Annotated in this window: 12 protein-coding genes; 11 read left to right on the plus strand and 1 reads right to left on the minus strand. The window is 65.7% G+C overall.

Going from position 1 to position 10,654, the window contains the following annotated elements; translation table 11 throughout:
* Positions 1-46 precede the first annotated feature (46 nt).
* The 10 genes from MVA01S_RS13355 (at position 47) to MVA01S_RS13400 (ending at position 8,547) form a co-directional block, all read left to right on the plus strand.
* Positions 47-493, plus strand: a complete 447-nt coding sequence (locus MVA01S_RS13355; protein ID WP_003931024.1) for an ATP synthase subunit I — start codon at positions 47-49, stop codon at positions 491-493.
* 48 nt (positions 494-541) lie between these two features.
* A complete protein-coding gene (gene atpB, locus MVA01S_RS13360) occupies positions 542-1,312 on the plus strand; it encodes a F0F1 ATP synthase subunit A (protein ID WP_003931025.1) in 771 nt (256 codons plus the stop codon).
* A gap of 121 nt (positions 1,313-1,433) precedes the next feature.
* Positions 1,434-1,694 (plus strand): F0F1 ATP synthase subunit C, encoded by a 261-nt coding sequence (locus MVA01S_RS13365; protein WP_003931026.1) that lies wholly within the window; start codon positions 1,434-1,436, stop codon positions 1,692-1,694.
* Positions 1,695-1,703: 9 nt separating this feature from the next.
* Positions 1,704-2,204 carry a F0F1 ATP synthase subunit B gene (locus MVA01S_RS13370; protein ID WP_003931027.1) on the plus strand — a complete coding sequence of 167 codons (501 nt, stop codon included), beginning with the start codon at positions 1,704-1,706 and terminating at the stop codon, positions 2,202-2,204.
* Positions 2,205-3,542, plus strand: a complete 1,338-nt coding sequence (locus tag MVA01S_RS13375) for a F0F1 ATP synthase subunit B/delta (RefSeq protein WP_003931028.1) — start codon at positions 2,205-2,207, stop codon at positions 3,540-3,542.
* Positions 3,543-3,590: 48 nt separating this feature from the next.
* On the plus strand, positions 3,591-5,237 hold the full coding sequence (gene atpA, locus MVA01S_RS13380) for a F0F1 ATP synthase subunit alpha (RefSeq protein WP_003931029.1): 1,647 nt from the start codon (positions 3,591-3,593) through the stop codon (positions 5,235-5,237).
* Between the two features lie 35 nt (positions 5,238-5,272).
* Entirely contained in the window at positions 5,273-6,202 is a 930-nt protein-coding gene (locus MVA01S_RS13385; RefSeq protein ID WP_003931030.1) for a F0F1 ATP synthase subunit gamma, read from the plus strand.
* Between the two features lie 35 nt (positions 6,203-6,237).
* A complete protein-coding gene (gene atpD / locus MVA01S_RS13390) occupies positions 6,238-7,665 on the plus strand; it encodes a F0F1 ATP synthase subunit beta (protein ID WP_040541579.1) in 1,428 nt (475 codons plus the stop codon).
* Between the two features lie 63 nt (positions 7,666-7,728).
* The gene (locus MVA01S_RS13395) at positions 7,729-8,094 is read left to right on the plus strand and encodes a F0F1 ATP synthase subunit epsilon (protein WP_003931032.1); all 366 of its coding nucleotides are present in this window, start codon (positions 7,729-7,731) and stop codon (positions 8,092-8,094) included.
* A gap of 6 nt (positions 8,095-8,100) precedes the next feature.
* Positions 8,101-8,547, plus strand: coding sequence for a DUF2550 domain-containing protein (locus MVA01S_RS13400; protein WP_040541581.1), 447 nt, complete (start codon positions 8,101-8,103; stop codon positions 8,545-8,547).
* A gap of 19 nt (positions 8,548-8,566) precedes the next feature.
* Here MVA01S_RS13400 and MVA01S_RS13405 read toward each other — a convergent pair whose 3' ends face one another.
* Positions 8,567-9,142 (minus strand): cob(I)yrinic acid a,c-diamide adenosyltransferase, encoded by a 576-nt coding sequence (locus MVA01S_RS13405; protein ID WP_003931034.1) that lies wholly within the window; start codon positions 9,140-9,142, stop codon positions 8,567-8,569.
* Between the two features lie 81 nt (positions 9,143-9,223).
* Between MVA01S_RS13405 and murA the strand changes: the two genes are divergently transcribed.
* Positions 9,224-10,477 (plus strand): UDP-N-acetylglucosamine 1-carboxyvinyltransferase, encoded by a 1,254-nt coding sequence (gene murA, locus MVA01S_RS13410; RefSeq protein ID WP_003931035.1) that lies wholly within the window; start codon positions 9,224-9,226, stop codon positions 10,475-10,477.
* Positions 10,478-10,654 lie beyond the last annotated feature (177 nt).

The raw sequence follows: 10,654 nt of genomic DNA on the forward strand, positions 1-10,654 counted from the left end.
GGACGACCCCATCGATGCTTGACGACCGCCGGATTGAGGTGAAGCAGTGACGACGCCAGCGCAAGACGCGCCGTTGGTGTTCCCGTCCGTTGCTTTCCGGCCTGTTCGTCTGCTGATCGTGTGCCTCGCGCTGACCGCGGTCGCGCTGCTGGCCTCGGGGTTCACCGGCAACATCCTCTTCGGCGCATTCTTCGGTGTCGGCCTCGGTCTGGGACTGGTCAACGCACTTCTGGTGCGTCGGGCCGTCGAGTCCATCACCGCCGAGGAACACCCCCTGAAGAAGAAGATGGCGGTGAACTCGGCCACCCGCCTGCTGGTCATCACCGCCATCGCTCTCACCGTCGCATTCGTCTTCCGGCAACACGGCGGCCTCGCCGTGCTCTTCGGGCTGGCGATCTTCCAGGCGCTGCTCGTGATGAGCACGAGCATCCCGGTGATGAAGAAGATCCGCCGCGACGGACTCAACGTGCTCGACACGGATTCGAAGGATTGATCTGAGCTACATGAACCGGCTGGACTCAATGGAGAGAAGACAGGGACGATGACCGAATCCATCCTCGCCGCAGAGGAAGGTGGCGCCGCCATCCACGTCGGGCATCACACGATGGTGTTCGAGTTGTTCGGCATGACGTTCAACGGCGACACGATCCTGGCCACCGCGGTCACCGGGTTGATCGTCATCGCACTGGCGTTCTACCTGAAGTCCAAGGTCACCTCGACGGGCGTGCCCGGCGGCGTGCAGCTGTTCTGGGAAGCGCTGACCATCCAGATGCGCCAGCAGATCGAAGGCTCGATCGGCATGAAGGTGGCGCCGTTCGTGCTGCCGCTGTCGGTCGCGATCTTCGTGTTCATCCTGATCTCCAACTGGCTGGCGGTCCTGCCGTGGCAGTACGGCGGTTCGGACGGCGCCGCAGGCGAGCTGTACAAGCCGCCGGCATCCGACATCAACTTCGTGCTCGCGCTGGCTCTGTTCGTGTTCATCTGCTACCACGCCGCAGGCATCTGGCGTCGCGGCATCATCGGGCACCCGATCAAGGTCGTCAAGGGACACGTCGCGTTCCTCGCGCCGATCAACATCGTCGAGGAACTCGCGAAGCCCATCTCGCTGGCACTGCGACTTTTCGGCAACATCTTCGCCGGCGGCATCCTGGTGGCGCTCATCGCGATGTTCCCCTGGTACATCCAGTGGTTCCCGAACGCTGTGTGGAAGACCTTCGACTTGTTCGTCGGCCTGATCCAGGCGTTCATCTTCTCGCTGCTGACGATCCTGTACTTCAGCCAGTCGATGGAACTGGACCACGACGACCATTAAGAGCGACGACCATTAAGCAAGACGACCGCTAAGAGCACTGACGCAGTAACCGCTAAGTCCCTACGACCAACGATCACGAACTCTGGCGGCACCGCCCCCAGTTATCAAGGAGGATAAGAGAATGGAAATCGACCCCAACGCCATCATCACGGCTGGTGCGCTGATCGGCGGCGGTCTGATCATGGGCGGCGGCGCGATCGGTGCGGGTATCGGTGACGGTATCGCCGGTAACGCCCTGATCTCCGGCATCGCCCGCCAGCCCGAGGCACAGGGCCGGCTGTTCACGCCGTTCTTCATCACGGTTGGTCTGGTCGAGGCGGCCTACTTCATCAACCTGGCCTTCATGGCGCTGTTCGTCTTCGCCACTCCGGGCCTGCAGTAATCCACCGGCATGGGTGAACTCACCACATCTATCGTCGCCGCCGAAGAAGGCGGAGGGACCAGTAACTTCCTGATCCCCAACGGCACCTTCTTCGCCGTGCTGCTCATCTTCCTGATCGTGCTCGGCGTGATCTCGAAATGGGTTGTGCCGCCGATCAGCAAGGTCCTGGCCGAGCGCGAGGCGATGCTGGCCAAGACCGCCGCGGACAACCGCAAGTCGGCCGAACAGGTCGCAGCGGCACAGGCGGATTACGAGAAGACAATGGCCGACGCCCGCAGCGAGGCTTCGTCGATCCGCGATGAGGCCCGTGTCGCGGGTCGCCAGGTGGTCGACGAGAAGCGGTCGGCGGCCAGTGGCGAGGTCGCCGAGACGCTGAGCGCCGCGGACCAGCAGTTGTCGCAACAAGGTTCGGCCGCTCGGTCGGATCTGGAGTCCTCCGTCGACGGCCTGTCCGCGACGCTGGCCAGCCGGATCCTGGGCGTCGACGTGAATTCAGGTGGGAGTCGTTAGATGTCGATCTTCATCGGACAGCTGATCGGCTTCGCCGTCATCGTGTTCATCATCGTCAAGTGGGTCGTGCCCCCTGTGAAGGGGCTGATGCAGCGCCAGCAGGAGGCGATCCGGGTCGCGCTCGCCGAGAGTGCCGAGGCCAGCAAGAAGCTCGCCGACGCCGACGCGATGCACGCCAAGGCGGTCGAGGACGCGAAGGCGGCGGGGGCCAAGGTCGCCGAGGAAGCACGCCAGGACTCGGAGCGGATCACCTCACAGCTGGCCGAGCAGGCCGACGCCGAGGCCGAGCGGATCAAAGCCCAAGGTGCCCAGCAGGTTCAGCTGATGCGTCAGCAACTCATCCGGCAGCTGCGCAGCGGCCTCGGTGAGGAATCGGTGGAGAAGGCCGCGGAGATCGTCCGCAACTACGTCTCCGATCCGGCCGCGCAGTCGTCGACCGTGGATCGGTTCCTGGACGAGCTGGATGCGATGGCTCCGTCCTCCGCGGTGCTGGAGGCCGGTGCGACGCTGAACCTGCGCGCCGCGAGCCGTGAAGCGCTGGCCGAGCTGGTCAAGAAGTTCGAGTCGCTCGCCGAGGGCGCCGACGCCGCAAGCCTGGCCACCCTCGCCGACGATCTCTCGGCGGTGGCCACGCTGCTGCTGGACCAGACGACGCTGAACAAGCATCTGGCCGAGCCCGCCGAGGACGCCTCGGCCAAGGAGCGGTTGGTCGACCGGTTGTTCGATGGCAAGGTCGACGCCGCGACACTGGATCTGCTGAAGACCGCTGTGGCGCAACGCTGGTCCACCGAGGCGAACCTGATCGACGGAATCGAACACGTCGCCAGGCTGGCGCTGCTGGTCCGCGCCGAGCGTGACGGCCAGAGCGAAGAGGTCGAGGACCAGCTGTTCCGGTTCAGCCGCGTGCTCGACTCGCAGCCCGAGCTGAGCCGGCTGCTGACCGACACCGTGGTGCCCGCCGAAAAGCGCGTGGCGCTGCTGTCGAAGATTCTCGACGGCGGCGACGGGGTCAACGACACCGTCAAGGCCCTGCTGATCCAGACGGTCGAACTGCTGCGCGGCGAAACCGCCGACTCCGCGGTCAACGACCTGGCGGAGCTTGCGGTCGCCCGGCGCGGTGAGGCCGTCGCCGAGGTCACCGCCGCAGCCGACCTCTCCGATGCGCAGCGCACCCGGTTGACCGAGGTGCTCAGCCGGATCTACGGCACCCCGGTGTCGATCCAGCTCGAGGTCGACCCCGAGGTCCTCGGTGGGCTCCTGATCATGGTCGGTGACGAGGTCATCGACGGCTCCATCTCTTCGCGGTTGGCCGCGGCCCGCACCGGGCTGCCGGACTGACCGCCCCAGAACTCGCGCAGTAACAACACAAAGGCAGGACGAAAAGCCATGGCAGAGTTGACAATCTCGGCTTCTGACATCGAAGGTGCGATCGAGGACTACGTCTCCTCCTTCGCCGCCGACAACGAGCGGGAAGAGATCGGCACGGTTCTCGATGCCGGTGACGGCATCGCCCACGTCGAGGGTCTGCCCTCGGTGATGACCCAGGAGCTGCTGGAGTTCCCCGGCGGCGTCCTCGGTGTCGCACTGAACCTCGACGAGCACAGCGTCGGCGCGGTCATCCTCGGTGACTTCGCGAAGATCGAAGAAGGCCAGCAGGTCAAGCGCACCGGCGAGGTCCTCTCGGTCCCCGTCGGCGATGCGTTCCTCGGTCGCGTCGTCAACCCGCTCGGCCAGCCGATCGACGGCCAGGGCGACATCGAGGCCGAAGGCCGCCGCGCCCTGGAACTCCAGGCGCCGTCGGTGGTTCAGCGTCAGGGCGTCTCCGAGCCGCTGCAGACCGGCATCAAGGCCATCGACAGCCAGACCCCGATCGGCCGTGGCCAGCGCCAGCTGATCATCGGCGACCGCAAGACCGGCAAGACGGCCGTCGCGGTGGACACCATCCTCAACCAGCGTGAGGCGTGGGAGACCGGCGACCCGAAGCAGCAGGTGCGCTGCGTGTACGTCGCGATCGGCCAGAAGGGCACCACGATCGCCTCGGTGAAGCGGGCCCTCGAAGAGGGTGGCGCGATGGAGTACACCACCATCGTCGCAGCCCCGGCCTCCGACGCCGCCGGCTTCAAGTGGCTGGCGCCGTACACCGGTTCGGCCATCGGCCAGCACTGGATGTACGACGGCAAGCACGTGCTGATCGTGTTCGACGACCTGTCCAAGCAGGCCGACGCGTACCGCGCGATCTCGCTGCTGCTGCGTCGTCCGCCGGGCCGCGAGGCGTTCCCGGGTGACGTGTTCTACCTGCACTCGCGCCTGCTGGAGCGTTGCGCGAAGCTGTCCGACGAGCTCGGCGGCGGTTCGATGACGGGTCTGCCGATCATCGAGACCAAGGCCAACGACATCTCGGCGTTCATCCCGACCAACGTCATCTCGATCACCGACGGCCAGTGCTTCCTGGAGTCCGACCTGTTCAACCAGGGTGTGCGGCCGGCGATCAACGTCGGTGTGTCGGTGTCCCGCGTCGGTGGCGCCGCGCAGATCAAGGCAATGAAGGAAGTAGCAGGAAGTCTCCGCCTGGAGCTGTCGCAGTACCGCGAACTGGAGTCGTTCGCCGCGTTCGCGTCGGATCTGGATGCGGCCTCGAAGGCCCAGCTGGACCGCGGCGCCCGCCTCGTCGAGCTGCTCAAGCAGCCCCAGTACACCCCTTACTCGGTCGAGGATCAGGTCGTCGCGATCTTCCTCGGCACCAAGGGCCACCTGGATTCGGTTCCTGTCGAGGACGTTGCACGCTTCGAGCAGGAAGTGCTCGAGCATGTGAAGGCCTCGCACGACGACATCCTCAAGGAGATCCGCGAGACGAAGAAGCTCTCCGAGGAGACCGAGGAGAAGCTGACGAACGTCATCAACGAGTTCAAGAAGGGCTTCTCGGCTTCCGACGGCAGCTCTGTGGTCGTCAACGAGGCCGAGGCCGAGGCGATGGACGAGGCAGACGTCGAGAAGGAATCCGTCAAGGTCCGCAAGCCGGCCCCGAAGAAGTAAGGCGGGAAACGGCACTGAAGGGTCTGGAGAGCTAGATGGCTGCAACACTGCGCGAGCTTCGTGGGCGCATCCGTTCCGCGGGGTCGATCAAGAAGATCACCAAGGCCCAGGAACTGATCGCCACGTCGCGAATCGCCAAGGCGCAGGCCCGAGTCGAAGCGGCTCGGCCCTACAGCACTGAGATCACGAACATGCTCACCGAGCTCGCGAGCGCCAGCGCACTGGATCACCCGCTGCTGGTCGCACGGGAGAACCCGCGCCGGGCCGCGGTGTTGGTGGTGTCGTCGGACCGCGGTCTGTGCGGCGCCTACAACGCCAATGTGCTCCGGCAGTCCGAGGAACTGTTCGCGCTGCTGCGCGAAGAGGGCAAGGAGCCCGTTCTCTACACGGTGGGCCGAAAGGCTCTGGGCTACTTCAGCTTCCGCCAGCGCGACGTGATCGGTTCCTGGGACGGCTTCTCGGAGCGCCCCACCTACGAGAACGCGCGTGAGATCGCCGACACCCTGGTGGCGGCGTTCATGTCCGGTGCGGACGACGAGGGCGACGACGCCGGTGCGGACGGCATCCTCGGCGTCGACGAGCTGCACATCGTGTTCACCGAGTTCCGGTCGATGCTGTCGCAGTCGGCCGTCGCTCGGCGCATCGCCCCGATGGTGGTCGAGTACGTCGGCGACGAACAGCCCGAAGACGGCCCGCAGACGCTGTTCTCGTTCGAGCCGGACCCGGAGACGCTCTTCGACGCCCTGCTTCCGCGTTACGTCGCGACCCGTGTGTACGCCGCGCTGCTGGAGGCCGCGGCCTCCGAGTCGGCCTCCCGTCGGCGCGCCATGAAGTCGGCGACCGACAACGCCGACGATCTGATCAAGGCGCTGACTTTGGCGGCCAACCGCGAGCGTCAGGCGCAGATCACCCAGGAAATCAGCGAGATCGTCGGCGGCGCCAACGCGCTGGCCGACGCGAAATAGTCTCAACAGCAAGCCCCGTAGGAAGCGAAGAGGAAATGACAGCTACCGCCGAAAAGAGCGCAGGCCGCGTCGTTCGTATCACCGGACCCGTGGTCGACGTGGAGTTCCCGCGTGGCTCCGTACCCGAACTGTTCAACGCGCTGCACGCCGACATCACCTACAAGGAGCTGTCGAAGACGCTGACCCTGGAGGTCGCCCAGCACCTGGGTGACAACCTGGTGCGCACCATCTCCATGCAGCCGACCGACGGCCTGGTCCGCGGCGTGGAGGTCACCGACACCGGCCGCTCGATCTCGGTGCCCGTCGGCGACGGGGTCAAGGGCCACGTGTTCAACGCCCTCGGCGACTGCCTCGACGAGCCCGGCTACGGCAAGGACTTCGAGCACTGGTCGATCCACCGCAAGCCGCCGGCCTTCTCGGAGCTCGAGCCTCGCACCGAGATGCTGGAGACCGGTCTGAAGGTCGTCGACCTGCTCACCCCGTACGTGCGTGGCGGCAAGATCGCCCTGTTCGGTGGTGCCGGCGTGGGCAAGACGGTGCTCATCCAGGAGATGATCAACCGTATCGCCCGCAACTTCGGTGGTACCTCGGTGTTCGCCGGCGTCGGCGAGCGCACCCGTGAGGGCAACGACCTGTGGGTCGAGCTCGAGGACGCCAACGTGCTCAAGGACACCGCGTTGGTGTTCGGTCAGATGGACGAGCCGCCGGGCACGCGTATGCGCGTCGCGCTGTCGGCCCTGACCATGGCCGAGTTCTTCCGCGACGAGCAGGGCCAGGACGTGCTGCTGTTCATCGACAACATCTTCCGGTTCACCCAGGCCGGTTCCGAGGTGTCGACGCTGCTCGGCCGTATGCCGTCCGCGGTGGGTTACCAGCCCACTCTGGCCGACGAGATGGGCGAGCTGCAGGAGCGCATCACCTCGACCCGCGGCAAGTCGATCACCTCGATGCAGGCCGTGTACGTGCCCGCCGACGACTACACCGACCCGGCGCCGGCGACCACGTTCGCGCACCTCGACGCCACCACCGAGCTCTCTCGTACGGTGTTCTCCAAGGGCATCTTCCCGGCGGTGGACCCGCTGGCGTCGTCGTCGACGATCCTCGATCCGGCCGTGGTCGGCGACGAGCACTACCGCGTCGCCCAGGAAGTCATCCGCATCCTGCAGCGCTACAAGGATCTCCAGGACATCATCGCGATCCTCGGTATCGACGAGCTGGCCGAGGAGGACAAGCAGTTGGTGCAGCGTGCCCGCCGCATCGAGCGCTTCCTTAGCCAGAACATGATGGCGGCCGAGCAGTTCACCGGCCAGCCCGGCTCGACGGTGCCGCTGAAGGAGACCATCGAGGCCTTCGACAAGCTGACCAAGGGCGACTTCGACCACCTGCCCGAGCAGGCGTTCTTCCTCATCGGTGGACTCGACGACCTGGCGAAGAAGGCCGAGAGCCTCGGCGCCAAGCTGTGAGTGCGGCGGGCATCGGCGCGATGACCGTCTGCGCGAAGAGCATTCAGCGGAAGGTGGTTCAGCATGGCTGACCTGCACGTCGAGATCGTCGCCGTGGAGCGCGAGCTGTGGTCGGGTGACGCGACGTTCGTGTTCACCCGCACCACCGCCGGCGAGATCGGCATCCTCCCGCGGCACATCCCGCTGGTCGCCCAGCTGGTGGACGACGCCATGGTCCGGGTCGAACGCGACGGCGAAGACGACCTGCGGATCGCGGTCGACGGCGGATTTCTGTCCGTCACCGAGGAGGCTGTCCGCATTCTCGTGGAGAACGCGGAATTCGAGTCGGAGATCAACGCCGACCAGGCCAAGCAGGATTCGGAGTCCGACGACGAGCGGACCGCGGCATGGGGACGCGCGCGCCTGCGCGCCCTCGGCCAACTGGACTGACCGCCGATGAGCGCGTCCATGCTGTTTATGGCCGCGCTCGTCGGTGTGCTCTTGGTCGCCGTCGGCGCCCTGACGTATCGGCTGTGGAAGCTGCGACAGGTCGGCGGCACCGCGGCCATCTTGCGTGACTTTCCGGCCAACGGCGGTCACGGTTGGCGCCACGGCGTGATGCGATACCGCGGTGGTGAGGCTGGCTTCTACCGGTTGTCGAGCCTGCGGTGGTGGCCGGACCGTACGTTGAGCAGGCGTGGGCTGGAGATCGTGTCGCGCCGATCGCCGCGCGGCGACGAGTTCGACATCATGACCGACGAGATCGTCATCCTCGAACTGCGTGACGCAGGCCCCGAACGGGGCCGCGGCTACGAAATCGCGCTCGACCGCGGCGCGTTGACCGCGTTCACCTCATGGTTGGAGTCGCGCCCGTCTCCGCGGGCGCGCCGCCGCAGCTACTGACGCTGCCCGTTACCGACCCCTAGTCCCGCTGCCCACCCGGCTGCCACAGCACGTCGCCGTCTGGATTGGCCACCCGGGACAGGATGAACAGCAGGTCCGACAGCCGGTTCAGATACTTCGCCGGGAGCACGTTGACCGAGTCGCCGTGGGTGTCGACGGCATGCCACGCGGACCGTTCGGCCCGTCGGGTCACCGTGCGGGCGACATGGAGCAGTGCCGACAACGCCGTGCCGCCGGGCAGGATGAACGAGTTCAGCGCAGGCAGCGGCTCATTGAACTCGTCGCACCACTTCTCCAATCGATCGATGTAACTCTGCTGGATACGCAGCGGGGGATACTCGGGGTTCTCCACCACCGGCGTGGACAGGTCGGCACCCGCATCGAACAGGTCATTCTGGATCTGGAGCAGTACCGGCAGGATCCGCTCGTCGGGATGTCCGAGGGCGACCGCAACCCCGATCGCCGCGTTCGCTTCGTCACAGTCGGCATAGGCACACAGGCGTGCATCGCTCTTGGAAACGCGGCTGAAATCGCTGAGCCCCGTCGTGCCATCGTCGCCGGTCCGGGTATATATCCGTGTCAGGTGTACAGCCATGGCCAGAACGGTACCGGGCTGTGTCCTGAGCGGTGGCTCGGCAGCCTGACACGGTCGACCGCGCTGTTTACACTGACCGGCGTGAGCGAGCGTTTCGTGGTAACGGGTGGTTGCCGGTTATCAGGAGAAGTGGCCGTCGGGGGCGCCAAGAACAGCGTGCTGAAGCTGATGGCGGCGGCTCTGCTCGCCGAGGGCACCAGCACGATCACCAATTGCCCGGACATTCTCGACGTCCCCCTGATGGCCGAAGTCCTGCGCGGACTCGGTGCAACGGTGGAGCTGGTCGGTGATGTCGTCCGGATCACTTCGCCCGATGAACTCAAGTACGACGCCGACTTCGCGGCGGTGCGTCAATTCCGCGCGTCGGTGTGTGTGCTCGGCCCGTTGGTGGGCAGGTGCAAGAAGGCGAAGGTCGCTCTTCCCGGTGGCGACGCGATCGGATCGCGGCCGCTGGACATGCATCAAGCCGGCCTGCGTCAGCTCGGGGCGCGGTGCAACATCGAGCACGGGTGTGTGGTCGCCGAGGCCGAGCATCTGCACGGTGCCGAGATCCAGCTGGAGTTTCCGTCGGTCGGAGCGACCGAGAACATCCTGATGGCGGCGGTGCTGGCCGAGGGGGTCACGACGATCCACAACGCCGCCCGCGAACCGGACGTCGCCGACTTGTGCATGATGCTGAACCAGATGGGTGCCCAGATCACCGGCGCCGGGTCCTCGACGTTGACCATCACCGGTGTCGACCGGCTCTATCCCACCGAACACCGGGTCATCGGTGACCGGATCGTGGCTGCGACGTGGGGGATAGCCGCTGCGATGACACGCGGCGACATCTCGGTGACGGGAGTGGACCCGTCGCATCTGCAGTTGGTGCTGCACAAGCTGCATGACGCCGGTGCCACTGTCACCCAGACCGACGACGGTTTCCGGGTGGTCCAGTACGAACGTCCGAAAGCGGTCAACGTCGCGACGCTCCCGTTCCCGGGATTTCCGACCGACCTCCAACCGATGGCGATTGGCCTGGCGGCGATCGCCGACGGCACGTCGATGATCACCGAGAACGTATTCGAGGCCCGCTTCCGATTCGTCGAGGAGATGATCCGGCTCGGCGCCGACGCGCGTACCGATGGTCACCATGCGGTGGTGCGGGGGATTCCGCAGCTTTCCAGCGCTCCGGTGTGGTCCTCGGATATCCGTGCCGGTGCCGGCCTGGTGTTGGCGGGATTGGTAGCCGACGGCGATACCGAGGTGCACGACGTCTTTCACATCGACCGCGGCTACCCGAAGTTCGTGGAAAACCTGGTTGGTTTGGGTGCCGAGATAGAACGGGTAACCTAGAAAAGTCCCGCCGCGAAAGGCTAGCAAGCCTCTGACCAGCGGATTTGACTTCGAAAGAGCGTCCGCTCTAATCTTATGAAGTCGCCGCGGAAACGCGAAGGACAGGATCTTGACTCGCTAGCGAAGATGGTTTAAGCTGGCAGGGTTGCCCTCTGGAGGGTGATTCAGCAGGATTCA

Origin of the sequence: Mycolicibacterium vaccae NBRC 14118 = CIP 105934 (assembly GCF_001552715.1) — a bacterium.
GTDB lineage: Bacteria > Actinomycetota > Actinomycetes > Mycobacteriales > Mycobacteriaceae > Mycobacterium > Mycobacterium vaccae.